General features: G+C 63.8%; 22 protein-coding genes and 1 pseudogene. 15 read left to right on the plus strand and 8 right to left on the minus strand.

The window, feature by feature from the left end:
* Window positions 1-5 precede the first annotated feature (5 nt).
* Entirely contained in the window at window positions 6-296 is a 291-nt protein-coding gene (locus M1D97_RS14855) for a hypothetical protein (protein WP_456268476.1), read from the minus strand.
* Here M1D97_RS14855 and M1D97_RS14860 point away from each other — a divergent pair.
* Window positions 252-1,010, plus strand: coding sequence for an AraC family transcriptional regulator N-terminal domain-containing protein (locus tag M1D97_RS14860; RefSeq protein WP_456270235.1), 759 nt, complete (start codon window positions 252-254; stop codon window positions 1,008-1,010). The two genes, M1D97_RS14855 and M1D97_RS14860, sit on opposite strands and share 45 nt — an antisense overlap.
* Here M1D97_RS14860 and pdxR read toward each other — a convergent pair.
* Window positions 1,000-2,485: pseudogene (pdxR, locus tag M1D97_RS14865) on the minus strand (MocR-like pyridoxine biosynthesis transcription factor PdxR). The gene M1D97_RS14860 and the pseudogene pdxR overlap by 11 nt on opposite strands.
* 91 nt (window positions 2,486-2,576) lie before the next feature.
* Between pdxR and M1D97_RS14870 the strand changes: the two are divergent.
* Genes M1D97_RS14870 through M1D97_RS14880 form a run of 3 tightly spaced genes read left to right on the plus strand, consistent with a single transcriptional unit; the run spans window position 2,577 to window position 4,396 of the window.
* Entirely contained in the window at window positions 2,577-3,035 is a 459-nt protein-coding gene (locus M1D97_RS14870) for an N-acetyltransferase family protein (RefSeq protein ID WP_456268477.1), read from the plus strand.
* Complete coding sequence (locus M1D97_RS14875) at window positions 3,032-3,751, plus strand: GNAT family N-acetyltransferase (protein ID WP_456268478.1); 720 nt, start codon at window positions 3,032-3,034, stop codon at window positions 3,749-3,751. The genes M1D97_RS14870 and M1D97_RS14875 overlap by 4 nt, the downstream gene beginning before the upstream one ends.
* 3 nt (window positions 3,752-3,754) lie before the next feature.
* The gene (locus tag M1D97_RS14880; RefSeq protein ID WP_456268479.1) at window positions 3,755-4,396 is read left to right on the plus strand and encodes an FMN-binding negative transcriptional regulator; all 642 of its coding nucleotides are present in this window, start codon (window positions 3,755-3,757) and stop codon (window positions 4,394-4,396) included.
* A gap of 95 nt (window positions 4,397-4,491) precedes the next feature.
* Here the strand turns inward: M1D97_RS14880 and M1D97_RS14885 are convergent, their stop codons facing one another.
* Window positions 4,492-5,484, minus strand: a complete 993-nt coding sequence (locus tag M1D97_RS14885) for a glycosyltransferase family 2 protein (protein ID WP_456268480.1) — start codon at window positions 5,482-5,484, stop codon at window positions 4,492-4,494.
* Window positions 5,485-6,163: 679 nt separating this feature from the next.
* Here M1D97_RS14885 and M1D97_RS14890 point away from each other — a divergent pair.
* Both M1D97_RS14890 and M1D97_RS14895 read left to right on the plus strand, forming a co-directional pair.
* Window positions 6,164-7,123 (plus strand): GlxA family transcriptional regulator, encoded by a 960-nt coding sequence (locus tag M1D97_RS14890; RefSeq protein ID WP_456268481.1) that lies wholly within the window; start codon window positions 6,164-6,166, stop codon window positions 7,121-7,123.
* Window positions 7,120-8,331 (plus strand): MFS transporter, encoded by a 1,212-nt coding sequence (locus tag M1D97_RS14895; RefSeq protein ID WP_456268482.1) that lies wholly within the window; start codon window positions 7,120-7,122, stop codon window positions 8,329-8,331. Before M1D97_RS14890 ends, M1D97_RS14895 begins: the two co-directional genes overlap by 4 nt.
* A 29-nt stretch (window positions 8,332-8,360) precedes the next feature.
* Here the strand turns inward: M1D97_RS14895 and M1D97_RS14900 are convergent, their stop codons facing one another.
* Window positions 8,361-8,735, minus strand: a complete 375-nt coding sequence (locus M1D97_RS14900; protein WP_456268483.1) for a hypothetical protein — start codon at window positions 8,733-8,735, stop codon at window positions 8,361-8,363.
* A gap of 218 nt (window positions 8,736-8,953) precedes the next feature.
* Between M1D97_RS14900 and M1D97_RS14905 the strand changes: the two genes are divergently transcribed.
* The 4 genes from M1D97_RS14905 to M1D97_RS14920 all read left to right on the plus strand — a co-directional run bounded on the left by M1D97_RS14905 (window position 8,954) and on the right by M1D97_RS14920 (window position 13,502).
* A complete protein-coding gene (locus M1D97_RS14905) occupies window positions 8,954-9,589 on the plus strand; it encodes a LemA family protein (protein WP_456268484.1) in 636 nt (211 codons plus the stop codon).
* Window positions 9,590-9,608: 19 nt separating this feature from the next.
* Window positions 9,609-10,358 (plus strand): TPM domain-containing protein, encoded by a 750-nt coding sequence (locus M1D97_RS14910; RefSeq protein WP_456268485.1) that lies wholly within the window; start codon window positions 9,609-9,611, stop codon window positions 10,356-10,358.
* Between the two features lie 29 nt (window positions 10,359-10,387).
* Window positions 10,388-11,038: a TPM domain-containing protein gene (locus M1D97_RS14915; RefSeq protein ID WP_456268486.1), complete on the plus strand. Its 651-nt coding sequence runs from the start codon at window positions 10,388-10,390 to the stop codon at window positions 11,036-11,038.
* 244 nt (window positions 11,039-11,282) lie between these two features.
* Window positions 11,283-13,502 (plus strand): TonB-dependent receptor, encoded by a 2,220-nt coding sequence (locus M1D97_RS14920; RefSeq protein ID WP_456268487.1) that lies wholly within the window; start codon window positions 11,283-11,285, stop codon window positions 13,500-13,502.
* Window positions 13,503-13,523: 21 nt separating this feature from the next.
* Here the strand turns inward: M1D97_RS14920 and M1D97_RS14925 are convergent, their stop codons facing one another.
* Both M1D97_RS14925 and M1D97_RS14930 read right to left on the minus strand, forming a co-directional pair.
* A complete protein-coding gene (locus M1D97_RS14925) occupies window positions 13,524-14,147 on the minus strand; it encodes a YqaA family protein (RefSeq protein ID WP_456268488.1) in 624 nt (207 codons plus the stop codon).
* A 203-nt stretch (window positions 14,148-14,350) separates the two neighbouring features.
* Window positions 14,351-14,740 carry a hypothetical protein gene (locus tag M1D97_RS14930; RefSeq protein ID WP_456268489.1) on the minus strand — a complete coding sequence of 130 codons (390 nt, stop codon included), beginning with the start codon at window positions 14,738-14,740 and terminating at the stop codon, window positions 14,351-14,353.
* A gap of 376 nt (window positions 14,741-15,116) precedes the next feature.
* On the opposite strand from M1D97_RS14930, the gene M1D97_RS14935 reads away from it, so the two are divergent.
* A complete protein-coding gene (locus tag M1D97_RS14935) occupies window positions 15,117-17,354 on the plus strand; it encodes an NADP-dependent isocitrate dehydrogenase (RefSeq protein WP_456268490.1) in 2,238 nt (745 codons plus the stop codon).
* Window positions 17,355-17,441: 87 nt separating this feature from the next.
* Here the strand turns inward: M1D97_RS14935 and M1D97_RS14940 are convergent, their stop codons facing one another.
* Entirely contained in the window at window positions 17,442-17,984 is a 543-nt protein-coding gene (locus tag M1D97_RS14940) for a carboxypeptidase-like regulatory domain-containing protein (RefSeq protein WP_456268491.1), read from the minus strand.
* Between the two features lie 228 nt (window positions 17,985-18,212).
* On the opposite strand from M1D97_RS14940, the gene M1D97_RS14945 reads away from it, so the two are divergent.
* Both M1D97_RS14945 and M1D97_RS14950 read left to right on the plus strand, forming a co-directional pair.
* Entirely contained in the window at window positions 18,213-19,538 is a 1,326-nt protein-coding gene (locus M1D97_RS14945) for an alpha/beta hydrolase family protein (protein WP_456268492.1), read from the plus strand.
* Window positions 19,539-19,659: 121 nt separating this feature from the next.
* Entirely contained in the window at window positions 19,660-20,565 is a 906-nt protein-coding gene (locus M1D97_RS14950; protein ID WP_456268493.1) for a DMT family transporter, read from the plus strand.
* On the opposite strand, the gene M1D97_RS14955 is transcribed toward M1D97_RS14950, so the two are convergent.
* Window positions 20,566-21,564 carry a LacI family DNA-binding transcriptional regulator gene (locus M1D97_RS14955; RefSeq protein WP_456268494.1) on the minus strand — a complete coding sequence of 333 codons (999 nt, stop codon included), beginning with the start codon at window positions 21,562-21,564 and terminating at the stop codon, window positions 20,566-20,568.
* Between the two features lie 197 nt (window positions 21,565-21,761).
* On the opposite strand from M1D97_RS14955, the gene M1D97_RS14960 reads away from it, so the two are divergent.
* Complete coding sequence (locus tag M1D97_RS14960; protein WP_456268495.1) at window positions 21,762-23,084, plus strand: MFS transporter; 1,323 nt, start codon at window positions 21,762-21,764, stop codon at window positions 23,082-23,084.
* Window positions 23,085-23,124: 40 nt separating this feature from the next.
* On the plus strand, window positions 23,125-25,395 hold the full coding sequence (locus tag M1D97_RS14965; protein ID WP_456268496.1) for a glycoside hydrolase family 3 C-terminal domain-containing protein: 2,271 nt from the start codon (window positions 23,125-23,127) through the stop codon (window positions 25,393-25,395).
* The last annotated feature ends 35 nt before the right edge of the window (window positions 25,396-25,430 follow it).

Genomic DNA, 25,430 nt, shown 5'->3' on the forward strand with positions numbered 1-25,430 from the left:
CAGCGCTACTCTTCCAGCTCGCCCTGTCGTCTCGTGACCGCCGCCATGACCCTTTCTTCCAGCATGACAACTTCCGTCCCAACGTCTGACAGCGCCATGGCCGCCATGCGCGGCGAGCTGATCGAGTTGCTTGATCGTCTGAGCAACGGCCGTGATGGCAAGCACGCCACGGCCATCACCGGGTTGACCATCAACCGCATGAGCACCCCCAGCCACCGCAGCACGTCATCCAGGCGCCGGCCTTCAGCGTCATCGCTCAGGGCCACAAGCAGCTGTCGCTGGGCGAGGCCCGTCACACCTATGACCCGATGCACTACATGGTGTCGGCCGTCAATCTGCCGGTGATGGCCTGTGTGGACGGTGCCAGTCCGGAACGACCCTATCTGGGGCTGCGGCTTGATCTGGACATCGCCCTGCTCGAACGCCTGGTGCATGAAATGCCGGCGCCCTCGATGGACACGGACGATCCCGGACACGGTCTGCATGTCGAACGACTGGGCGCCCCGCTGCTGGACGCCGTACTGCGGCTGCTGCGACTGCTGGACACGCCCGACGACATCGCCATTCTGGCCCCCATGGTGCAGCGCGAGATGCTCTATCGGTTGCTGAGTGGCGCCCGGAGCGCGGCGCTGAGCCGCATTGTCCTGAGCGACAGTCACGCCGGTCGCGTACGCGCCGCTGCGGCGTTGCTGCGTGAGCGGTTTAACCAGACGGTGAGCATGACGACGCTGGCCCGCGAGGTGCACATGAGTGTATCCACCCTGCACCACCACTTCCGCGCCGTGACCGCCATGAGCCCGCTGCAGTTTCAAAAACGCGTGCGGCTTGAGGAGGCGCGTCGGCTCCTGCTGAGCGGCAGGCTGGACATCACCGCCATTGCCGGGCAGGTGGGCTACGAAAGTCCGTCCCAGTTCAGTCGTGAGTACCGCCGCCTGTTCGGGGGCTCACCGCGCGCCGACCGCCGCCGCTGGCTGGAACAGGGACCGGGTACGGGCGCCGTTAGTCGCTAGCCGGGGCGGCGCTGTCGAGCCAGGCCTGCGCCAGCCAGTCACCGGCCTGCTGAAGCTCTGATATCGGACTGCCCGCATAGCCCAGCACCAGTCCGGGTTCGGGTCGAGGCCCGATGGAATAACCCGACAGCGGCGAGAGTGGAATGTCACGGGCGCGCCCCGCCTCGACCAGCGTCTGCTCCTGACTGACACTCTCCAGCCCGGCCAGCAGATGCATGCCGGCGTGGCCCTCGGAGAGGGTCAGCCCTTCGGATGTTGCCGGATAAAGCGCCTCGCGCAGCGCCGTCTGCCGGGATCGATACGCCCGTCGCATGCGCGCCACGTGGCGGGAAAAATGCCCCTGCTCGATGAACTCGGCCAGCGCGGACTGCACCACATACTGACCCTCCCGATGGAGTCTGGCATTGGCGCGCTGAAAGGGCTCGAGCCAGTGCCGGTGGCAGCACCAGATAGCCCAGCCGCAGCCCCGGATAGAGCACCTTGCTGAAGGTGCCCACGTAAATGACCGGCGCCTGCGCCACCAGCCCCTGCAGCGAGGCCAGCGGCGGCGAGCTGTAGCGAAACTCGCTGTCGTAATCGTCTTCGATGATCCAGACACCCCGAGCCCGGGCCGTTTCCAGCAGCGCCAGCCGCCGAGCCAGGCTCAGCGTCACCCCGAGGGGATACTGATGGGAAGGGGTGACGTAGATCAGTGTCGGCGCCGGGCCGTTGGGCGCACGCTGCACGTCGATGCCGTCGGTATCGACCGGCACCGGTACCAGCGACAGACCCGCTGCGGTCAGCGCCACCTGCGCGCCGGCGTAGCCCGGCTCCTCGACCCAGGCGCGGTCACCGGGGTCGGCCAAAAGTCGCGCGATCAGCTCGAAGCCCTGCTGCGCGCCCTGGGTGATCAGGATCTGATCCGGGGTGCAGCGCACCGAGCGCGACAGGCGAAGATAATCACACAGCGCTTCCTTCAGTGCCGTCACCCCGCCGCCGCCCTGATAGGCCAGCCACGCCTCGGGCGCGCGCTGCTGATGTCGGCGCAGCAGGCGCTGCCACTGCTCGCGCGGAAAGAGATCCAGCGCTGGAATGCCGGGCGCGAAGGCCCGGTGGCCGCCGCCTGAAGAGGCGCAGGCCGCCAGCAACTCATCACCGCGACGGGAAAGGGTCGCACGGCGCGGCGAGACGGGCGCCTGCTGCATCGTCTCGGCCAGCGCCAGCCGGGCCACGAACAGCCCCGCCCCGGGCCGGGCCACGACAAATCCTTCCGCCGCCAGCCGGTCCAGTGCGGCCAGCGCCGTATTGCGGCCGATCTCCAGCTCACGCGCCAGCTGCCGGGACGACGGCAGCGCCTCTCCCGCGGCGAGTTCACCGGACTCGATCCAGCCACGCAGGGCGCCATACAGCACCTGACTCAGCCCCTGCGCCCGATGCCGTGACAAATGGATCGCCAGTGCCTCGATGACCCATGCCGTGCGCGTGCGTCGGCTCAAACCGGTCCCCCTGATTTTCCTGAAACTGGTGCTTATGGAAGAACCAGTATGCGGTCACGATATCAGTCCGTCACCCTGATCCGGAGTTCCCATGTCCGCCGTTCGACCCGCCATACTCAATGATCTCGACGCCCTGACCGTGCTGCTGGACGGCTATCGCCGGTTCTATCAGCAGGCCAGTAACGAAGCGGCCTGTCGTACCTTTCTGCGCGCGCGCCTTGAGCGCGGTGACTCATTCCTGCTGGTCCACGATACCGGGCGCGGCCCGGACGGCGTCGTGCAGCTCTATCCGGTGTTCTCCACCGTCAGCCTCTCTGCGCGCTGGCTGCTCAACGATCTGTTTGTCATGCCCGGGGCGCGCCGGCGGGGTGTCGGTCGAGCGTTGCTGCAGGCCGCTGCCGACCTGGCCCGCGAGCGGGGTGTCACCTCATTGATGCTGCGCACCGGAACCCACAACCACGCCGCCAAGGCGCTGTATGCCTCGCTGGGCTGGCAGACAAGCGACGATTTCGACACTTATATGCACTCTCTGTCGGAGGCACGTTCATGACATTACCTCCTGAACCTTCTTTTGCTCCGGTGGGCAACCCGATCGAGGACTGGCAGCCGCCACCCGTGCCCGGCCATGAGACGCTTGAGGGACGCTACTGTCGGGTGGCGCCGCTGGATGTGGCGATCCACGGCGGGGCACTGTTCAACGCCTGGCAGGCGGATGACGCCTCACGCTGGGTTTATCTCGGCGGACGACCCTTCGACGATCGAAAGGACTGTCTCGAATGGCTGTCGCATCAGGCGGCGTCACGCGATCCAGCCTTCATGGCGCTGATCGATCGATACAGCGATCAGGCACTGGGCGTGGCGGCCTGGCTCAACATTGCCTCCGAGCACGGCACGATCGAACTGCGCCATCTGAGCTTCTCCACAAAGATGGCACGCACCCGGGTGGCCACCGAGGCGCTGCATCTGCTGATCGATCACGCCCTTGCGCTGGGCTATCGCCGCGTGGAATGGAAGTGTGACGCGCTCAATGCACCGTCACGTCGTGCCGCCGCACGGCTGGGCTTTCGTTTTGAAGGCCTTTTTCGACAGCACCGGATCGTACAGGGGCGCAATCGCGACACGGCCTGGTATGCGCTGCTGGATCATGAATGGCCGGCCGTTGCCTACGCCCACAGGCAGTGGCTGTTGCCGGGCAACTTCGATAACACGGGCCGGCAGCGCATCGCGCTGTCGACGCTGACCGCCCACGCCCTGCAGGAGACATGAGCCATGTATCTGCCCCGCCACTTTCAAATGGACGACCTCAAGGCGCAGCACGCATTCATGCGGCACCACCCTTTTGCCACCCTGGTGACCGTGACGGCGGGAGACCCGCAGGCCGATCCGCTGCCGCTGCTGCTGCACGCCGAAGAAGGCAGGCAGGGCGTATTGCGTGGTCATGTCGCCCGCGCCAACCCGCTGTGTCAGCAGTCTCCCGGCCGCGCCCTGGCACTGTTCCATGGGCCGGACAGCTACATCACACCGAACTGGTACCCCGCCAAACGGGAACATGGGCAGGTCGTTCCCACCTGGCATTATCTGACCGTCCAGGCGCGCGGCGCACTGCGCTTGATCGAGGATACCGGCTGGCTGCGGGCGCATGTCGCCGAGCTGACGAGTCGCTTCGAGCGCGACAGGCGCATCCCCTGGTCGATCGACGACGCGCCAGGGGCGTACATCGATGACATGTGCCGCGCGATCGTGGGCGTCAAGCTTGATATCGAGCACCTGGCCGGCAAGCACAAGGCAGCGCAGCACAAGGATGCGGCGACACAGCGGGCGGTATTCGAAGGGCTGAGGGCCGATGGATGGCGCAATAAAGAAGCGGGCTGGCTGAGCGGCACCCGGAGCCCCGGTAATGTGCCGGAATGACAACCGGCAAAAGGACGATCATTGCCAATACCGACACGTCATCACCGACACGGATCACTCGGCCGGCAGCTGCCCTGTTCTCCTCTTTAAAGGGATCAACGGGTCTTGAACCAGGTGTACATATTGGAGATCGCTGGCGACGTAAAAAGCAGTCGGGTCTTTTTCGGCAACTGCACCTGACAGCTTTTTAAATAGGGCTGCACTTCCCGTTTCATTGCCTTCAAGGGGGCGATGGAATGAACATACCCATAGGTCAGGTTGACACATATCTTGTAAAACAACATGGTCTGCGCTGCCAGCAGCACCAGCATTTTTCTTTTAACAGAATCTGCTTCCTGATTCGCTGCCTGCAAATAAAACCTTATATGCTCGGAAACATGGCGCGTGTCAGTGCTATCGATGTTCGTGCTGATACTTTGCAAATTAAGGCGATAATGAACCAGCGCCTTGTCCGTGGCATTAATTCGGCTGGCACGTAATACGACAAAGGGCGTGACCATCAGATCTTCATATCGCTTGCCTTCCGGAAAGGTTAACCCGTCAAAAAGAGCGGTTCGAAAAATGCGACTCCAGAGATACCATTTGGAATGAACAAAAATGGCTCTTAAATGCGACTCCTGTAATTCACCCTGATAATTACCCAGCGCATTATAAGTAACCGGACGACTCCCGGGGCTGCCCTGACTATCGGTCTGAAATAAAAAGGCGTTAAACTCGATCAGGTCAAATTCTCCTTCACCGACCATCTGTTTAACGACTCGATAATATTGTTCCGACCAGAAGTCATCACCATCAAGAAAGGTGACCCAGGGGGTCGACACCATCCTGAGAGCGCGATTGCGTGCAGCACTCACTCCCCTGTTGTCCTGGCTGACGACGTCAACCTGGTGTTTAACGTCGGGGTAATCATTCAGGCAGGTTTCGATACACTCGAGCGTGTTATCGGTAGAACCATCGTTGATAATCAGTACTTTAACGCCGTGATCAACCTGGGAAAGCACCGAGGAAAGCGTCTGCTCGATCCATTCGGCCACGTTCCAGACAGGCACGATGACCGTAAGCCATTGTTCTTTCTGCGCTTGAGCCATGCCCTCTCTCCAGCCTTGTCATTAACGCTATTGTTAAATCGAGGCTAATTTAGGCTGGCCCACTGTTTTATGCAGAACCGCTCACTCTCTGTACTGTTCTCACAAACAGCACATTGTTTCGTTATTTAAAACCATTTCAATAACCAGAGCATCAGCCAGACATAATTCTCAAGAAACAAGGCAAATCAGCGGGAATCGATACATTTTATTACAACCCAAAACGCTGGACTATTAATACCGTATTAATTAACACCGACCAGACCCAGAAGCGCAAATATTGTGCAATGATAGACCTACAGACACCGTCATTTCTCCATCAACACAGCCATAAAATTAATATCTTCAATGGCCTGCAAGATATTGACTCTTTTGTCCAATCCTCGAGATGTGACCGCGCTGGTTCACATCCTTCTGTCTTCGGCGACCCGCAAGGCAGCCGCCGATCATGGCGGCTTGATAGCATCAACGATCTTGATTCCATCCGATGGCAGGCTCTCCCTTGCTGCAAGTGCATCAGCAGCTTGAACCCGCCGGGCGGCCAGTCATTGACAATGCGGTCGAGCGGTAGTCCGGGTGCCTGAACGGGCCTTCGCTGATGTCCGAATCGGTGGGCGACAGGTCATTGCCGACATCACCGCCCGGCCGCAGACTTCTGGTGTCTGTCTGCGGGAGGCCTGCGATGCCCCACACCCTCGATCTGTTGATCTATCCGGACTGTCAGCTGCTGGACGCCAGCGGCCCCTGGCAGGTCTTTGCCACGGCCAACGAGCTGGCCGACAGGCCGCTCTATCAGCTGCGTCTGCTGGCCGAATCGGCAGGCCCTGTCACGACCAATGGCGGCATGACCCTGCAGGCCACGCATGCGCTGGCCATCACCCCGCCCGGCGATACCCTGCTGGTGGCGGGCGGCTCGGGCGTGCAGGCGCTGACAGCAGCGACCATTGACACCATTGCACAGCGCGCCACGACGACGCCCCGCGTGGGCTCGATCTGCTCCGGCGCCTTTGCCCTGGCCCGGGCCGGACTGCTCGACGGTCGCCGTGCGACCACCCACTGGCGTCATGCCGAGGTACTGGCACATCAGTTTCCGGACGTGCATGTCGAGGCGGATGCTCTCTATCTGGAGAGTGACGGTATCTACACCAGCGCCGGCGTGACGGCAGGCATTGATCTGGCGCTCTCGCTGCTGACCCTCGATCAGGGCGCGGCCCTGGCGGGCGAGGTGGCCCGGGAACTGGTGATGTTTCTGCACCGTCCGGGCAACCAGGCGCAGTTCAGCGAAGGGTTGAAGGCCCAGGTGAACAGTACCCAAAGGCTGCGCCATCTGGTGGATCGCATCACGGCCGAGCCGCTCGCCGACTGGCCCCTCGAGACGATGGCCGATGTCATGGCGGTGACACCACGCCATCTGACGCGGCTGTTTCATCGGGAACTGGCGATGACGCCGGGGACCTTTTTGACCCGATTGAGGCTGGAAGCCGCCCGGCGCCTGCTGCTGGAGAGTGATGCCTCGCCGGCCCGGATCGCCGGGCACTGCCGGCTTGGCGGTGGTGAGCAGCTGCGGCGCCTGTTTCAGCGCCATTTCGGCCTGCCCCCATCCCTTTATCGACTCCGTTTCGGCTCGGGAGAACCTGCATGATGCAACGCTTCCGATCGGCGCCGCTGCCGGCAACCGTGTGGTGGCTGGCCCTGTGCCAGGCGCTGCTGGTCAGCGGCAACATCATGCTGATCACCATCAATCCGCTGATCGGCGCAAGTCTGTCGCCTGCCGACACCTGGATCACCCTGCCGGTGGCTGCCCAGATGCTGGGCACGACCTGTGCGACCCTGCCGGCCGGCTGGCTGACGGCACACTTCGGGCGACGGCGCACCTTCATCACGGCCAATCTGACGGGACTGGCCGGTATCGGTCTGGCGGCGCTGTCGCTGGCGGGAGAAAGCTTTGCCGGTTTCAATCTCGGCGCCTTCGGTATCGGGGCCAGCATCGGCGCCGGCATGCTTTATCGTTTCGCCGCGGTCGATGCCGCACCTGACCAGCGCGACCGGGCGCTTTCGATGGTGATGGCCGGCGGCGTGCTGGCGGCGCTGTTCGGCCCCTGGCTGGCCGGCGCCTCCCGCGATCTGTTCGCCACGCCCTTTCTGGGGACGCTGCTGGGGCTGGCCGGCCTGTATCTGACCGCCCTGATCATTGTCGCCAGCCTGACGCTGACCGACCCGGCCCCCCGCGGGAGTAACGTCACGCCGGTGGCACTGACCACGCTGCTGCGACGGCCGCAGCTTGCCGCCGCCATTCTCGCTGCCGCTCTGGGCTATACGATCATGAATCTCGCCATGACGGCCACACCGCTGGCCATGAGCCACCATGGCCACAGCTTCGAGGCCACCGGCACGGTGATCAGCGCGCATGTGCTGGCGATGTTTGCGCCCTCTTTTGTTACCGGCCATCTGATCCGACGCTTCGGTCACGTTCGCATGATTGTGACCGGCGCGGCGCTGCTGGCGCTGAGTGTACTCTGCGCGCTGCTGACACCGGCACTTTACGCCTTTGGTGCGGGACTGGTGCTGCTGGGGCTGAGCTGGAACTTCACCTTTGTGCCCGCCAGCGCCTGGCTGACCACGGCACACCGACCCGAGGAGGCACCCCGGGTGCAGGCGCTGAATGACTGCGCGGTGTTCACGCTCGTCACGCTTTCGGCGCTGCTGGCCGGGCCACTCAATGCCTGGCTGGGCTGGCAGTCGCTCAACCTCTGGCTGCTGGTGCCCGTGATACTGATGGCATTTGGTGTACCGGGTTTGAATCGACGGGCATATGCCATGGAACCGGAAAACACACCCGCCTCGTCCTGAGGCAGGCACCTTGATTCAGCTCGATCAATTTACGGCGCGGTATCGTCCTGAGTGCGCTGATCGGGGATCTCCCCGGTGCTGCGCTCGGTCTGTGGGGTGTGGTCGTCGTTCATGCTGCCCTTGCCCGCCTCCTGCGAAGGACTTTGTGCCTTGCCTGCGCCGGCAGGTGATTCATGAGAGGCTTCAAGCTGTTGCCGGCGCTCACGCTGCATGCTGCCGCTCTGATCCTCCATGCCGCTGGCGCCGCCCGGGCGGGACAGACCGCTACCGTTCTGATCGGGCGCCTCCATTGATCGGGAAGGCAGGGTCGTCGCGCTGTCATCTTCAGGCGGTGCGGTTGCCAGGGCCAGCATGGGGACCAGGGTCAGGGTCAGCCCCCACAGGGCCATTCGTGATATTTTCATGACTGTGTTCTCCGAGGCGTCATGCCAGCTCTGAGTATAGAGGGTGGCCTGCGCCGTCACCGCCCTTGAGGACTGCTGCCCTGATCGTGTGTGAGACAAGCCTGCTATCGGCGACGACGATTGGCGCGGTGGCATCTAGACTGACATCATCCAGGTGCCATCAAGCTGGCGACCCTGCTCACAGGATTTTAAAACCCGTTCGTTCGAGACCCCGACCCATGACCATGCATGACGACCACCCCGCCCCCGCTCGCTCCGGCCTGCGCCCCGTTTACTGGCAGTGTCTGGCGCTTTTGTGCCTGTGTATGGCTCTGTCCGGCTGTGGCATCAACAACATCCCGACGCTGGATGAGAAGGTGAAATCCGCCTGGTCCCAGGTCGAGAACCAGTACCAGCGCCGCGCCGATCTGGTGCCCAACCTGGTCGAGACGGTGAAGGGCTATGCCAACCAGGAGCAGGAGACGCTGACGGCGGTGATCGAGGCGCGCTCGAAGGCCACCTCGATTCAGGTCGATGAAAACACACTCAACGACCCCGAGCAGTTTCAGCGTTTCCAGCAGGCACAGGGCGAGCTGAGCGGGGCGCTGAGTCGTCTGATGGCGGTCTCGGAGCGCTATCCCGATCTCAAGTCGAATCAGAACTTCCTGGCGCTGCAGTCCCAGCTGGAAGGTACCGAGAACCGGATTGCGGTGGCCCGGCGCGACTTCATTCAGGCGGTCGAGGCCTACAACACCGAGATTCGTACCTTCCCGGGCAGCATCTGGCACAAGCTGATGTATAGCGACCTGCCGCTGCGCGAAAACTTCGAGGCCACTGCCGACAACGCCGACCAGGCGCCGCAGGTGAACTTCTAATGCCACAGGTGATGTCTTGATGCCATTGACACGATCGCTCGCCGCCGGCCTTTTGCTGCTGCTGTGTACCGCAGCCGCCCAGGCCGCCCCCGACTTTCCCGAGCTGACCGGGCGCGTGGTGGACAACGCCGAGCTGCTCGATGCGTCCACCGAGACGCAGCTCGCCGAGACGCTGGCCGCTCATGAAGAGGCCACCAGTGAACAGGTGGTGGTCGTCACCCTGCCCGATCTGGGCGGCGAAACCATCGAGCAGTACGGCTACCAGCTGGGCCGCGAATGGGGCATCGGCCAGGAGGGCGAAGACAACGGAGCGCTTCTGATCGTGGCCCTCGATGAGCGCCAGGTGCGCATCGAGGTCGGCTACGGCCTCGAGGGGCGCCTGACCGATGCCCGGTCCTCACAAATCATCAACCAGATCATGACGCCCGCCTTCAGCGACGGCGACTTCGCCCGCGGCATCGTCGAAGGTAGCCAGGCCATGATCCAGGTGCTCGGCGGCGACCCGATGGCACAGAGCGAGCAGCGCAGCGAGCGCGCCTCGGGTGACTCCCGCGAACTGGGCGGTGCCGGTATCTGGCTGTCGATCATGATGTTCATCGTTTTGATGATCGTGCGCGGCGGCGGCCGAGGCGGCGGCGGCCTGCTGGGCGGTATGCTGCTGGGCGGCATGCTGGGCGGCGGCGGCCGCTCGGGTGGCGGTCTCGGCGGCGGCGGCTTCAGCGGTGGCGGCGGCGGCTTCGGCGGCGGCGGTGCCTCCGGCGACTGGTAACACTCGCCCCTCAACAAGGATAACGCGGTATGTCATTACTGAAAGAGAGTGAACAGCGTGAAGTGGGCGAGGCGATCGCCCGCGTCGAGCGCGACACCGATGCCGAGATCGTCACGGTGCTGGCCCCGCGGGCGGACGACTACGCCTACATTCCGCTGCTGTGGGCCGGGCTGGTGGCCCTGATCGTGCCCGGGGCGCTGGCCGTCATCGCCGGCTGGTTCGATGCCGCTGCCTGGATCGGCACCTGGACGCTTTTGCTCACGCAGTGGGTCCTTTTTGCAGTGCTGGCGGTGGTCTTTCGCCTGCCGGGCGTCATCACGCGCCTGATTCCGCGTCACGTGCGCTACTGGCGCGCCGGCAACCTCGCCCGGCGGCAGTTTCTCGAGCAGAACCTGCACCGCACCGAGGCCGGCACCGGCGTACTGATCTTCGTATCGGAAGCCGAGCACTATGTCGAGATTCTGGTCGACCAGGGCATCTCCAGCCGGCTGGACAACGCCGTGTGGGCCGATATTGTCGCCGATTTCACCCGAAAGGTACGCGAAGGACAGACCCAGCAGGGCTTTCTCGGCTGCGTCGAGGCGTGCGGCAAACTGCTGACCACCCATGTGCCCGCCACCCACGAGCGCAACGAACTGCCCAACCGCCTGATCGTGCTGGATCAAAGCGACATCGGTTAACGCGGTCGGTCATGTCGCGCCGACCGTCATGGCCGGCATCAGCAAGCCGCCCCTCAGGGGGTGGCTTTTTTTGTGTCACAACGCCTCTGATCCGGTGAAGCGCCCGCCACGCCAGGGCCAAACTGAAGGCCGTCCCGCTATCGACCCTTGTCGGGTTGTCGTCCGTCCCGCCCCGGGGTAGCGTCTCGCCGTGAACAAGACGCATTCTCAATAAATGGCATAACAACGGGATCACGGAAACCCCATGCGCTATCAACATTCTGTCGCCGTGCCGCTGACGATCACCGTGTCGGCCACCCTGCTGCTGGCGCCGCTGACCGCCGCGGCCGAAGCGCCGTCGTCTGCTGCATCCACGACGGTCACGACCACCACGACCACGGCAGGCTCGTCCAGCGACGCCATCGAATCGCAGGAGGAGATGGTGGTGGTCGGCTCACGCACGCCGGCCTCACCGGATCAGATTCCCGGCGCCGTCTGGCTCATCGATCGCGAGCAGATCGAAAGCCGGGCCCAGGCCGGGGAGGATCTCAAGACCATGCTGGGCAAGCTGATCCCGGGGCTCGATTTCGCGCCGGAAGGGCGCACCGAGTATGGCCAGAACCTGCGCGGGCGCAGCCCTCAGATCCTGATCGACGGCGTGTCGATGACCAGCTCCCGGGGGCTGTCACGCCAGTTCGACTCGATCAACCCGTTCAATATCGAGCGCGTCGAGGTGCTCTCCGGCGCCAACAGCCTCTACGGCGGCAACGCCACCGGCGGCACCATCAATATCGTGACCAAAACGCCCGAGGCGGGCGGGCCGCATTTTGAAACGCGACTGGGCGCCACGTCCGGATTCAACAACCATCGTGATTTCGATCGAAGCGTGGCCCAGTCGGTCTCGGGTGGCAGCGAGCGTGTCCGCGGTCGGCTGAGCGTGGCCTATGAAGAGAACGGGCGCTTTTACGATGGCAACAACCAGGAAATCTTTCCCGACCTGGCCCAGACCGATCTGCAGGACAACCGTGCCATCGATCTAATGGGTCGGGTAGATATCGACCTGGCCGAGGCGCAGAGCCTGTCACTGCTGGCCCAGCACTACGACTCGGGCTTTGAAGGCGATCGCGGCGTCTTCTTTCCCGAACTGGCCGAGGGCAGCCTGGACAACGCCGCCATCCGCGGCAATTACAGCGCCGACCGCGACCCGGGCACCGAACGCCAGCTCTACAATGCCAACTACCATCATGGCGATCTGCTGGGACAGGACTTCTATTTTCAGGCGTATTATCGCGAAGAAGACAGCACCTTCTCACCCTTCCCCTACTACGTGGATGACAACACCGCCGTCGAGTTTCGCGCCTCCGAACAGCGCACCGATCTGGGCGGCGCCCGGGCCCTGTTCGTGGCGGCACTGCGCGATGATCTCGAGCTGACCTACGGCATCGACTACTACCACGAGCGCTTCAACTCCGATCAGGCATTTTTTGACCGCGACACCGCCGATGCCACCGGCGGTCTGCGTCTGGCAACCGACCGCACCGGCCCGCGCTATCCGGACTATTCGGTCGACGGCGTCGCCGGCTACGCCCAGCTCGAATGGCAGGCCACCGACCGGCTGAAGGTGCAGGGCGGCGTGCGCCAGGAACACGCTGATGTGGATGTGGATGCTTTCGCCGTAGGCGATGACATCAACGATGGCGGTAGCAACAGCTACAGCAACACCCTCTATAACCTGGGCGTGGTGCAGGAGTACGACAGCGGCCACCGCTTCTGGTCGAACTACAGCCAGGGCTTCGAGCTGCCCAACGTCGGTTCGGTGTATAACAACGCGCAGTTCGATATCGGCGACAACGCCGTTGAAGGCATCAAGACCGATCAGGTCGAGCTGGGCTGGGGCTATCGCAGCCGCACCTGGAACAGTCAGGTCGCGCTCTATTACGCCTGGTCGGACCGGGCGCTGGAAAACGACAACCAGCTGGGCACCAGCATCATTGATGACAAACGCCGCGACTACGGCCTCGAGGCGGCCACGTCGCGCTACATCGGAGATCACTGGGAAGTGGGTGGCACCGCGCATCTGACCCGCTCCGAGCAGCTCGGCGAGAACGGCGACTGGCACCGGCGCGATGCGCGCTACGCCTCGCTGTCCAGCGCGACGGCCTTTGTGGAGTGGGCCGACGATGATCGCTCGCTGCGCCTGCAGGGCAATCACGCCTTTGATCTGTCCGACGATGCCAGTGATCTGGGTGCGGCCGGCGACAACGAGATCGACGGGTTCACGACGTTTGATCTGATCGCCCGCCAGCGTACCGACGGTTACGGCACCTTCACGGCCGGCATCGACAACCTGCTGGACAAGCGCTACGCCACCGTCTGGGGTCAGCGCGCGGCGATCTTCTACGCTCCCGCCTATGGTCCCGAGGAGCTCTACGAGTTTCAGGGTCGCGGACGTACCTTCTCGCTGGGCTGGAACATGGACTGGTAGTGCAGCGCCCGGGGCAGTGGCTCACGCCGGGCCACTGCCACCGATCAGATTGACGCCCTTGTAGATCAGATACCCCGCCACCGCGAGGACCAGCAGTACCAGCATGGTCCGCTCATGGCGTTTCCAGAGCCTGAGAGCCCTGTCACCGAAGAAGTGCACCAGCAGCGCCAGGCCGAAATAGCGTCCTCCGCGAGCCAGCACGGCGGCGAGGATGAACAGCAGGAAGGAATAGCCGGTGCTGCCGGCTACCAGCATGGCAATCTGGAAGGGTATCGGGATCACGCCGATGGAGAGCACGGCCAGAAAGCCGTTGTCGCTGAAGCGCTGATCGAAATCATTGAACGCCTGCTGACCGCCGAACAGGGCAATCAACTCATCGCCGAAATGCCCCATCGCCCAGACGCCCAGCCCATAGCCGATGGTCGCCGCCAGCAGATTGCCTGCCAGCGCCACCAGGGCCAGCTGCCAGCGACGCTCGGGGCGCAGCACCATCCAGGGGATCAGTACGGTTTCGATCGGAATCGGCACGATCAGGGTTTCCAGCATCGAGGCCACAAACAGCAGCCAGATGGCACTTGGATGATCCATCATGTCGGCAAGCCGATTACCGAGACGCTGTTTTTGATGCTGCAGGCTGCCAGCCATGGGGATCCCTTCGTTCATTGCACGGGCCCGTCTACCGGACTGCCCTGATATCTGACAGCCAAGCCTGGCACAAGGACCGCCTGTCTGGCCTGCGGTCTTCAGCCGGAATCAATACCCGCGATCAAAAAACGCCCCTGCCGCAGGGCAGGGGCGTCATGGTTACCGGCATTGACCCCGATCCACCCGGGGCCGAGAGCGGCGGATTACTGTGCGGTGGTGTTGCTGCCACCGCTACCGGATGTCCCCGTGCCGCTGTTGCCGGCGGTGTTGGAACCGGTACGGTTATCGATGCCCTGTTTGGCCTTCTCGCCGGCCTTTTGGGTCATGCTGCCGGAATTGGACGTATGCCTGTCAACTTCCTGGCCGGCCTTCTCGCCTGCTTTCTGTTCCATTTTACCGGTCATGCTGCCGGACTGACCGCTGGTGCCATGATCGCCACCCTGCTGGCCTGTCTGGCTGGCGTCGCCAACCCCCTGCTGAGAGGACGTGCTGGTACTGTTGCTGACCTGTCCGGTGGAGCCGGCCTGCTCGCCGGCCAGTGCCGGGGTCGTGGCCAGGGCCAGAACGAAGGGTGCTATCCATGTCGCTTTCATGTTGCCTCCTGCAATGAATGACTACCCCTTCATGGTAGAAAGGTTTGCCCATAAACCAAGCCCTGACCATAAATTCTTTGGTATCAGATATTTAAATAACATGGATCAGCTTTTGAATGTGGCCGCCTCGCGCGCTGCTCATGCACCCGTCAGGGTGCGCTGTTATACTCGCCGTGGTCGGATCGCTGGCCCATGCGCGTTCCTCCGCCATCGTCGTACGGGGGCCGGGCGCTTCGCAGGCAGGACACATCGTCGGGCGAGTGGGTGCGAAGACAGACACTGAACTGCCCTTGCACGACCGCTGCGTACCGCGCCAGCTTCATGCCACCGTCATGTACACCATGCAATCGCAGTGACAAGAGAGGTTTATATCAGGATGTCCAATACGCCGAAAATCATCTACACCCTCACCGACGAAGCACCTGCGCTGGCCACCCATTCGCTGCTCCCCATCGTTGATGCCTTTACCGATTCGGCCGGTATCATCGTCGAAACCCGCGATATCTCGCTGGCCGGGCGCATCCTGGCGCAGTTCCCCGACTACCTGAAGGATGATCAGAAGCTGAATGATCATCTGGCCGAGCTGGGCGATCTGGCCAAAACGCCGGAAGCCAACATCATCAAGCTGCCCAACATCAGCGCCTCCGTGCCGCAGCTCAAGGCCGCGATCAAGGAACTTCAGGATCAGGGCTACGCCATCCCCGACTATCCCGAATCGCCTGAAAGCGATGAACAAAAGGACGTTCGCGCCCGCTTTGATCGCGTCAAGGGCAGTGCGGTCAACCCGGTCCTGCGCGAGGGCAACTCCGATCGCCGTGCACCGAAGTCGGTCAAGAACTACGCAAAGAAGTATCCGCACCGCATGGGGGCGTGGTCGTCCGACTCGAAGTCCCATGTCTCGCACATGAGCGAGGGCGACTTCTACGGCAGTGAACAATCCGCCGTGGTCGACAAGGCCGGCAACCTGACCATCGAGCTGGTCCAGAAGGACGGCAACACGACCGTGCTCAAGGAGAAAGTGGCGGTCACCGAGGGTGAAGTGGTCGATGGCGCCAGCATGAGCGCCCGCCGCCTGCGCCGCTTCATCGCCAGCGAAATCAAGGACGCCAGAAAGCAGGGCGTTTTGTTCTCGCTGCACCTGAAGGCCACCATGATGAAGGTCTCCGACCCGATCATGTTCGGCATCGTGGTCGACGAGTTCTATCGCGACGTGCTGGAAAAGCACGGCGAATTGCTCCAGCAGGCAGGCTTTAGCCCCAACAGCGGCGTGGGCGATCTCTATTCGGCGCTGTCGTCGCTGCCCACGGACAAGCAGGACGAGATCAAATCCGACATCGAGGCGCTCTACAAGGACCGCCCGTCGCTGGCGATGGTCGATTCCGGCAAGGGCATCACCAACCTGCACGTCCCCAGTGATGTCATCATCGACGCCTCCATGCCGGCCATGATCCGCGACTCCGGCAAGATGTGGGGCGCCGACGATGACCGTCACGACGCCAAGGCCGTGATTCCGGATCGCAGCTACGCCGGCATCTATCAGGCCACCATCGAGGACTGCCAGAAAAACGGCGCCTTCGACCCGACCACCATGGGCAGCGTGCCCAACGTCGGCCTGATGGCGCAGAAGGCCGAAGAGTACGGCTCTCACGACAAGACCTTCCAGATTCCGGCCGACGGCACCGTGCGCGTCACTGACGACAGCGGCAAGGTGCTGTTCGAGCACGAGGTCGAGCGTGAGGACATCTGGCGCATGTGCCAGACCAAGGACGCGCCGATTCAGGACTGGGTCAAGCTCGCCGTCACCCGCGCCCGCGACAGCCAGACCCCGGCCATCTTCTGGCTGGATGCCGAGCGCGCCCACGACGCGCAGATGATCAAAAAGGTTGAGCAGTACCTGAAGGATCACGACACCAGCGGTCTGGACATCCGGATCATGTCGCCGGTCGAGGCGATGAATTTTACGCTGGAGCGCACGCGCCGCGGCGAGGACACCATCTCGGTGACCGGGAACGTGCTGCGCGACTACCTCACCGATCTGTTCCCGATCATGGAGCTGGGCACCAGCGCCAAGATGCTTTCGATCGTGCCGCTGATGAACGGCGGCGGCCTGTTCGAGACCGGCGCCGGCGGCAGCGCGCCCAAGCACGTGCAGCAGCTCATCGAGGAGAACCACCTGCGCTGGGACTCGCTGGGTGAATTCCTGGCACTCGCCGCCTCGCTCGAGCACCTGGGCAAGACGTTTGATAACCAGCGCGCCATCGTACTGGCCAACGCACTGGATCGCGCCAACGGCGAGTTCCTCGACAGCGACAAGTCGCCCAAGCGCAAGACCGGCGAGCTGGACAACCGCGGCAGCCACTTCTATCTGGCGCTCTACTGGGCGAAGGCGCTCTCCGAGCAGAATGACGACGCCGAGCTCCAAAAGCTCTTCGGCGAGCTCTACGAGACGCTCAGCAGCAACGAGCAGGCGATCGTCGATGAGCTCAACGGCGTGCAGGGCAAGCCCGTCGAGATCAAGGGCTACTATCACCCGGACATCGAACTGGCCGGCCAGGCCATGCGTCCGAGCAGCATCCTCAACGACGCGCTCGCCACGCTCTCCAAAAAGAGCTGATACGTTGATGGATGGCTGTCAGCCATGACAGAGCCTCATGAAACCGGCGCCCCAGGGCGCCGGTTTTTTATGCGGTTTAGAAAGCGCCTAGCGGCTCAGATCCACATCGACCGAGCCGCCCTCCTTCACCCGCACCTGCTTGAGAATGAACGGGCTGCGCCCGCGACCCTCGGGCAGCGCCACGGTGCCGGCGACATAGAAGGTGCCGGCCGGAATGCCGGTGGCGGTGAAGTAGCCGTTGCCGTCGGTGGTGACCATGTGGGTGTAGGCCTGCGCCCGCGGGTCGGCGGGCTCGACGCGCTGACCGGCCAGCGCCCTGTCGGCGGCTTCCGCCGAGTACTCGGTGGCCGGCGCAATCGAGACCTTCTCGTGATCGCCGTAGACGGTCTGCCCCGAGGTCAGCTGATAGGCCAGTCGCCCCTTGACGGTCGCCGTGCCGGTTTTCGGGAGTGCGGCGTAGGTCTCGGCCGGGAAGGGCACCTGACGCTTGACGGTCGTCTCGGCCGGCGCGCTGTCCACCGTGCCCTCGCTGGACATGCCGGGGAAGTTGTCCGCCACCTTCTGGATGCTTTCACAACCGACCAGCCCCATCATCAATACAGCACCTGCCACGACCTGCCACTGACGCATTGTCTGCTCCTCCGGAAATATACGGTTGCCAAGCTTAATGATTTCCCAGCCGCACGCCATGCCTTTTCAGCCGGCTCCAGCGTTGCGGCACGAGCATACTATCCCACCAGAGCCCCGCCGACGTCCGGCAGTCCATTGGGTAACCTGTAGTACCCTCCGGGTAAGCGTGATACCACGAGAGCCGCTTGCGGTAACCGCCATTTATCGTCATCACCAGGAGTTTTCGTCATGAAATCACTGTGGCTGGCCCTGCTGGCGCTGAGCGCCCCTGCCCTCGCCGCGGCCGACAACCGTATCGATACCGTCCGACCCGATGCCCCCGAACTGGCTGACTACGGTCAGTACGCGGTCGGCGTACGAACCCTGACACTGACGCACCGTCAGCAGCTTGACCTGACCGGGGATGAGGATAATGCCACCGACCCGGCCCCGATACCGCGCACCGATCGCCGCCTGCCGGTCGAAATCTGGTATCCCGCAGCGGCCGATGCCAGCGGCTCTCATGAGCTTGAAGTTCTTGTCCGCGATGGCAAAACGACCGCCACGCTGACAGGCCGGGGTATCCGGGACGCCGAGCCGCTACGCACCGATAACGCCTTTCCGCTGGTGATCGTGTCACACGGCTATCCGAGCAATCGCTTTCTGATGTCGCCCGTGACCGAGAAACTTGCTTCCAGAGGCTATGTGGTTGCCGCCATCGACCACACCGACACGACCTACAGCACGCTGACCTCCTTCCCCTCGGCGCTGGTACATCGCTCCCGTGATCAACTGTTCACCCTGGATCAGCTCATGGCGATGGCGCAGCAGCCCGACACCTTCCTGCATCATCTGGTCAAACCCGATAGCGCCGCGATCATCGGTTACTCGATGGGCGGCTACGGGGCGATAATCTCGGCCGGTGGCGGACTGACCGAGGCGGCCATGAATACCGGGGATGACACCTTCTCGGCGCCGCCCGGCACGCTCGCGCCGTACCGCAGCGGCAGCGAAGCCCTTGCACAGCAGTTCGATCCACGACTGAAGGCCACGGTGGCCATTGCGCCCTGGGGCTATCGCGACGGCTTTTTCGACGATGCCACGCTCGAAGGTGTCCGCGTACCGACGCTCTATATCGCCGGCTCCCGCGACGATGTGGTGGGCTACGACGATGGCGTACGAGCGACCTGGCAGGCCAGCACCTCGGTCGATCGTGCCCTGCTGACCTTTATCAATGCCAATCACAATGTCGGCGTGGTCATGCCGCCGCCCGAGGAGGCGTATCGCGACGATCCCGACGCGGGCTTTAATCTGGCCATGCATTATCTGGACTTTGTCTGGGACAACGTGCGGATGAACAATGTCTCGAGCCACTTCATTACCGCCTGGCTGGACCGATACCTCAAGGACGACGAGCGTGCCATGCCCTATCTTGATCTGGTCCCCGATGCCCATGACGGCGTCCGGCGCCGTCACGAGGATGGTACCCTGAAGGCCGGCGATACCTGGTGGACAGGCTTCCCCGAACGCAGCGCCCAGGGGCTGCGCTTCGAACGCCTCGACGCCGGTCAGTAAATACAACAGGAGAGGTGTCGCCAGCCGTTCGTGCGCTGCCGGCGGCACGATCCCCTGTCATGAGACCAACACTTTCTGTCCGGCCCTGCCGACAGACCTTCCACTCTGCGCTGGAGACACCGTGCCACTTCGCGACACCGCCCTGGTCCTGGGCATCATTCTGGTCTGGGCCTTCAACACGATCATGATCAAGCTGGGCCTGGAGGAGATGCCGCCACTTCTGATCACGACCCTGCGCTTTATGCTGGTGGCCCTTCTGATCGTGCCCTTTACCCGCATTACCCGCGTGCAGCTGCCCTGGCTGATGGCGCTGGCGGGCACCTTCGGGCTGATGCACTTCGGCTTTTTGTTCATCGGGCTCAACTATACCGAGGTGGGTACCGGAGCACTGCTGGTCCAGCTGGGCACGCCCTTTGCCACCCTTCTGGCGGCGATCTTTCTCAAGGAGCGTCTGACGCTCAACCGCACGGTGGGGCTGTTGCTGTCACTGGCGGGTGTGGTGGTACTGGCCGGCGGACCGACCCTGCCGGGGCCGCTGGCGCTGACCCTGCTGCTGTTGAGCGCGCTGGGCTGGGCGATTACCAACCTCATCGTCAAGGTGGCGCCAAAGATCGCGCCGCTGACCATGGCGGGCTGGCTGTCGCTGTTTGCCATCCCGCTGGTCGGCATCGGCTCGCTGCTGTTCGAGCAGCAGCAGTGGCAGGCGATGGCCACGGCCGGCTGGCGCGGCTGGGGGGCGGTGATCTACAGCGCGGTGATGTCCTCGATTCTGGCGTACGGCGCCTGGTATACGCTGCTGCGCAAGCACTCGGTGGCGCGGCTGGTGCCCTGGTCGCTGCTGACCCCGGTCTTTGCCGTCATGCTGGGGATCGTGATCCTCGGCGACAGCATGGCCCTGAGCAAGCTCGTGGGCGGGGCGCTGGTGGTCGGCGGGATCGCGATCATCAATCTGCGCTGGCGCAAGCGGGCGGCGGTCAGCGCCGGCGCGGCCGGTGGTGAACCGACCCGGGCATCGCAACAGGAGTAGTCAGCCCCCGGGGGCGGTCACCGACGCCCGCTCGATCAGCGTCGGCATAAAGGCGCTCGCGGGGGTCGGCGTGCGCCCCTCGATCAGCGCCAGAAGCCGCTGTGCCGCGGCCTCGGCCATCTCTTCCAGCGGCGCATGAACGGTCGTGAGCGCCGGCGTTACATGGCGCGAGCAGGCTTCATCGTCGTAGCCGATCAGCGAGACGGTCTGCGGCATCAAGCATCCCCGGGCACGCAGCGCCGCCATGGCGCCCAGTGCCATGTCATCATTGCCGGCCACTACCGCGGTCATGGGTACCCGGCGCGCCAGCAGGGTCGCCATGCCCTGCTCGCCGCTGCCCTCGGTGAAATCGCCCTCGACAATGGCGCGATCATCCACCTCGATGCCCTGCTCGCTCAGGGCCCGTCGATAGCCGGCCAGTCGTCCGGCCGCGTCCTGCAGGCGCAGCGGCCCGGTCAGGCAGGCAATGCGCCGATGCCCCTGGTCCAGCAGGTGGCGCGTGGCCAGATAGCCGCCGTACTCGTTGTCCAGATGGATACAGTGGTCGGCGATCTGTGGCACCTGCCGATTGAACACCACCAGCGGTGTGGTGGCCGCCAGCCCGGCAAGCGTTTCATTGGAGAGCGCATTGGCGTGCACGATCAGCCCATCGCAGCGCCGTCCCAGCAGAAAGTCCACGGCCTCCTGTTCACGACCGGCCTCACCGCCGCCACTGGCGACCAGCAGGGAGACATTGGCACGCCGCAGCGCCGCTTCCAGGGTCATCATGACCCGTCCCATGAAGGGCCCGGCCAGATGCGAAATGACAAGCCCCACACCATTCAGCCGGTTGGAGGCCAGCGAGCGCGCAAAGGCGTTGGGCGCGTAGCCCAGGGCTTCGATGGCGGCTTCGACGCGACTTCTTGTTTCAGCATTGACCCGCACTTCCCCCTTCATGACGCGGGACACGGTGGCGGGAGAGACGCCGGCGCGGGCGGCGACCTCACGAATGGTGGGCATGACGGCTTCCTCTTGATGATCCCGCCACTTGACCAGATGCCGCGCGTCACGACAAGCCCGCCTCGCTCGCGCCTTGCCCCCTTTCATTATCGAGTAGTGCTCATACAGCATTTGCTGCCAAGGTCGCATAGTTCATCCCGACCTGAAAGACCACCATGAAACCGGTTTCATGAACACTAACGGACGAGGACAGGTCGATGCTGGGAGTGCCGGAGAAGCTGAGCTATGGACTGGGCGACTTTGCCAGCGCCTTCACCTGGGCCTCGCTGTCGCTGTATCTGATGTACTTCTACACCGACGTGTTCGGCATCAGCCCGGCACTGGTCGGCACGCTGTTTCTGGTCACCCGACTGTGGGACGCCGTCACCGACCCGGCCGTGGGGCTGCTGGCCGATCGCACCCGTACCCGCTTCGGTCGCCTGCGTCCCTATCTGCTCTTTTTCTCGTTGCCGCTCGGGGTGATACTGGCGCTGACCTTCACCACACCGGCGCTCGGCGAGACCGGCCGCATCATCTACGCCTTCGTGACCTACATCGCGCTGATGGGGCTTTATACCCTGGTCAACATTCCCTACTCGGCGCTGCCGGTGTCGATGACCACCGACAATGACGAGCGCCGCCAGCTGACCAACTACCGCATGCTGCTCTCCTATATCGCCTTTGTGCTGATCAGCTACGCCACGCTGCCGCTGGTGGAATGGCTGGGCGGCGGTGACGAGCAGCGCGGCTTTTCGCTGACCTATGCCCTTTATGGCGCCATCACCTTTGTCGTCTTTCTGGTCACCTTCCGGGGCGTGCGCGAGCGCTATGTAGAGGGCGACAGCGCCAGCAACCCGTTGAAAAGCTTCACGCACATCGCCCGGGCGCGCCCGTTCTGGATCATGTTCGCGACCAGCATTCTGATCTTCACCCTGATGCTGATGCCGGATTCGTCGGCCATCTATTTCTTCAAGTACTACGTCGGCGAGGAGTCCTCGGTGTCGCTGTTTCTGGCCATGGGCTACGCCAGCATGGTGGTGGGGGTCATCTTCAATCAGCTGTTCATGCGCCGCTTCTGCAAGCGCCGCGTCATGATCGGCGCCAATCTGGCCTACGGCGTCGCGCTGGCGAGCTTTTTCGTGGCCGCCGACATGGGCATGCCCTTCTATTTTGCCGCCTTCATGGCCGCCAAGTTCATCAACGGCATCATCGCGCCCACCATGTGGGCCATGGTGGGCGATATCGCCGACTACGTGGAATACAAAAGCGGCCGCCGCGCCACCGGCACCACCACCAGCGCCGTCACCTTCAGCCAGAAGTTCGGCATGAGCATTGGCGGGCTGCTGACCGGCGTGCTCTTCAGCACCTACGGCTATACCCCCAATACCGAGCAGAGCGAGACCGTGCTGGTGCTGATCAAGTCCATGATGAGCGTCCTGCCGGCCGTGGGCGCTGTGGGGGTCGCCATCCTGATGCTGATCTACCCGCTGGGTGATCGCCGCATGGCCGACATTCGCACCGCCAAGCCCACGGCGGCCTGACCCCGTTTCCCGACCATTCGACCGACAAGGAGCCAGACACATGCGCAACCTGACAACACTGATCGAACAGATGACGCTGGAGGAGAAGGCCGGCCTGTGCTCGGGCGACAGCTTCTGGCGCACCAAGGGCGTCGAGCGGCTGGGCATCCCCGCGATCAACCTCTCCGACGGCCCGCACGGGCTGCGCGCCCAGGGCGAGGAGGAGGACCACCTGGGCGCCAACGAGAGCAAACCGGCCACCTGCTTTCCGACCGCGGCCGGGCTTGCCAGCTCCTGGAGCGTGGACCTGCTCGAACGGCTCGGTGCCGCACTGGGTGAAGAGGCCCAGGCCGAGGGCTTGCACGTGGTGCTGGGCCCGGGCGCCAACATCAAGCGCTCGCCGCTGTGCGGGCGCAACTTCGAATACTTCTCCGAAGACCCGCTGCTCTCCTCGCATCTGGCGGCCGCCCATATTCGCGGCACCCAGTCGCGCGGCGTGGGCAGCTCGCTCAAGCACTTCGCCGCCAACAACCAGGAGCACCGCCGCATGTCGGTGGATGCCCGCATCGATGAGCGCACCCTGCGCGAGATCTATCTGGCAAGCTTTGAGTATGCGGTAAAGGAAGCACAGCCCTGGACGGTGATGTGCGCCTACAACCGGGTCAACGGCGACTACTGCAGTGAACATCCCCGCCTGCTGACCGATATCCTGCGCCACGAGTGGGGCTTCGAGGGCTTTGTGGTCTCCGACTGGGCCGCGGTCAACGAGCGCGTGCCGGGGCTGGCCGCCGGCATGGAGCTCGAGATGCCGGCCTCCGGCGGCGAGCGCGACGCGCAGATTGTGGCCGCGGTGCGCGAGGGTCATCTCGATGAGGCGGTGCTGGATCAGGCCGTGGCGCGGCTGCTGAATATCTTCTTCAAGGCGGTGGATGCCCGCCTGGAAGACGCCGGGTTCGACGCCGAGGCCCACCATCAGCTGGCCCGGCACATTGCCCGCGACAGCATGGTGCTGCTGCAAAACGATGGCACCCTGCCGCTGGCCAGCGAGCGTCGCGTGGCGGTGATCGGCGAGTTTGCCGAGCGCCCGCGCTATCAGGGCGGCGGCAGCTCGCACGTCAACGCCACGCGCGTCGAACCGCTGCTCGAGGCGCTCGAGAGCCGGGGCGCGAGCTTTGACTATCGCAAGGGCTTCGAGATCGACCGCGACGCCCCCGATGCCGGGCTCGAACAGGACGCCGTGGCCGGTGCGCGCAGCGCCGAGGTCGCCGTGCTCTGCCTGGGCCTGCCCGACCGCCACGAGTCGGAAGGCTATGACCGCATCCACCTGGACCTGCCGGCCAACCAGCTCGCCCTGATCGAGGCGGTCACCGCCGCCCAGCCCAACACCGTGGTGGTGCTGGCCAACGGCGCGCCGATCATCATGCCCTGGGCCGGGCAGGTCAGCGCCATTCTGGAGGGCTATCTGGGCGGGCAGGCGGTCGGCGCCGCGGTGGCCGATCTGCTCTACGGCGAGGTCTCGCCGAGCGGCAAGCTGGCCGAAACCTTCCCGCAGCGGCTGGAGGACAACCCGGTCCATCTCAACTTCCCCGGCGAAGGCGATGTGGTGCGCTACGACGAGGGCATCTTCGTGGGCTATCGCTACCACGACACCCAGGACGTCGCGCCACTTTTCCCCTTTGGTCACGGGCTGAGCTACACCCGCTTCGACTACGCCAACCTGACGCTCTCCGCCGACACCTTCAGCGGCGATGACCAGCTCACGGTGAGTCTCGATATCACCAACAGCGGCGAGCGTGAGGCCAGCGAGATCGTCCAGCTCTACCTGAGCGACCAGACGCAGACCGTGCCGGTGGCGGCGCAGGCGCTGCGCGGCTTCGATCGGGTGACGCTGGCCCCGGGAGAAACTGCGCGGGTCGAGATGACACTGTCGCGTCGGGATTTCTGCTGGTACGACGCCGAGCGCGCCGACTGGCGGCTGCCCACCGGCACCTTCGAGCTTCGTGTCGGTGCCTCCTCGCGGGATATCCGTCTGAGCCGGTGCCTCGAGGTGCATGGTGACGAGACGCCGCTGCCGGCGATCGGCCGCAATACCCTGCTGGGCGATCTGCAGGATCATGACGGCGCCGCCCGGGTACTGCGGGATCACCTTGCCGACATCGCCGATGAACTGCCCATGCTCAATAGCCTGATGGGCCAGGGCGGCGGTAACGATCTGATGGATGCCATGGGCCGCTACCTGCCGCTGCGCGCTCTGATCTCGTTTTCGAGCTTCACCGAGGCGCGTCTCGAGCACCTGCTGAAGGATCTGAAGGCGCTGACGTTGCCCTCATGAACCGGCCCAATGGATTGGTTCCCGGGCATTAGTCC

This window comes from Kushneria sp. AK178, assembly GCF_053903105.1.

Coding starts and splice junctions, on each gene's coding strand:
- M1D97_RS14920 (WP_456268487.1), top strand. CDS start 11,283: ATGCGCTATCAACATTCTGTCGCCGTGCCGCTGACGATCACCGTGTCG.
- M1D97_RS14910 (WP_456268485.1), top strand. CDS start 9,609: ATGCCATTGACACGATCGCTCGCCGCCGGCCTTTTGCTGCTGCTGTGT.
- M1D97_RS14935 (WP_456268490.1), top strand. CDS start 15,117: ATGTCCAATACGCCGAAAATCATCTACACCCTCACCGACGAAGCACCT.
- M1D97_RS14900 (WP_456268483.1), bottom strand. CDS start 8,735: ATGAAAATATCACGAATGGCCCTGTGGGGGCTGACCCTGACCCTGGTC.
- M1D97_RS14870 (WP_456268477.1), top strand. CDS start 2,577: ATGTCCGCCGTTCGACCCGCCATACTCAATGATCTCGACGCCCTGACC.
- M1D97_RS14890 (WP_456268481.1), top strand. CDS start 6,164: ATGCCCCACACCCTCGATCTGTTGATCTATCCGGACTGTCAGCTGCTG.
- M1D97_RS14875 (WP_456268478.1), top strand. CDS start 3,032: ATGACATTACCTCCTGAACCTTCTTTTGCTCCGGTGGGCAACCCGATC.
- M1D97_RS14885 (WP_456268480.1), bottom strand. CDS start 5,484: ATGGCTCAAGCGCAGAAAGAACAATGGCTTACGGTCATCGTGCCTGTC.
- M1D97_RS14955 (WP_456268494.1), bottom strand. CDS start 21,564: ATGCCCACCATTCGTGAGGTCGCCGCCCGCGCCGGCGTCTCTCCCGCC.
- M1D97_RS14895 (WP_456268482.1), top strand. CDS start 7,120: ATGATGCAACGCTTCCGATCGGCGCCGCTGCCGGCAACCGTGTGGTGG.
- M1D97_RS14965 (WP_456268496.1), top strand. CDS start 23,125: ATGCGCAACCTGACAACACTGATCGAACAGATGACGCTGGAGGAGAAG.
- M1D97_RS14940 (WP_456268491.1), bottom strand. CDS start 17,984: ATGCGTCAGTGGCAGGTCGTGGCAGGTGCTGTATTGATGATGGGGCTG.
- M1D97_RS14905 (WP_456268484.1), top strand. CDS start 8,954: ATGACCATGCATGACGACCACCCCGCCCCCGCTCGCTCCGGCCTGCGC.
- M1D97_RS14915 (WP_456268486.1), top strand. CDS start 10,388: ATGTCATTACTGAAAGAGAGTGAACAGCGTGAAGTGGGCGAGGCGATC.
- M1D97_RS14945 (WP_456268492.1), top strand. CDS start 18,213: ATGAAATCACTGTGGCTGGCCCTGCTGGCGCTGAGCGCCCCTGCCCTC.
- M1D97_RS14930 (WP_456268489.1), bottom strand. CDS start 14,740: ATGAAAGCGACATGGATAGCACCCTTCGTTCTGGCCCTGGCCACGACC.
- M1D97_RS14880 (WP_456268479.1), top strand. CDS start 3,755: ATGTATCTGCCCCGCCACTTTCAAATGGACGACCTCAAGGCGCAGCAC.
- M1D97_RS14925 (WP_456268488.1), bottom strand. CDS start 14,147: ATGGCTGGCAGCCTGCAGCATCAAAAACAGCGTCTCGGTAATCGGCTT.
- M1D97_RS14960 (WP_456268495.1), top strand. CDS start 21,762: ATGCTGGGAGTGCCGGAGAAGCTGAGCTATGGACTGGGCGACTTTGCC.